The organism is Methylobacterium sp. AC690, from assembly GCF_979256535.1.
Genome location: NZ_CEEDOX010000127.1, coordinates 1 through 238 on the forward strand (window position 1 = coordinate 1; position 238 = coordinate 238).

1 pseudogene is annotated in these 238 nt (G+C 68.1%); it reads right to left on the reverse strand.

What is annotated here, in order from left to right:
* Positions 1-238 (reverse strand): annotated as a pseudogene (locus AC0IY1_RS25565) (1-aminocyclopropane-1-carboxylate deaminase); the annotation flags it as partial.

A 238-nucleotide genomic window follows, 5' to 3' on the forward strand; every position in this document is an offset into this window, starting at 1 on the left:
GGAGGGCCGGGGCACCGCCGAGATGGGCGGAGCGCACCTTCGAACCCTTGGGGAAGAAGCCCTGCTGCACGAGGTCGATCATGCCCTGCATGGACTGTCCCTCGTAGACGGGATCGGTGATCATGCCTTCCAGGCGGGCCGAGAGGCGGATGGCCTCGACGGTCTCCTGCGAGGGCACGCCGTAGACCGGGTAGGCGTAGTCCTCGTTCAGCACGCTGTCGTCGGCGGTGATGGCCGG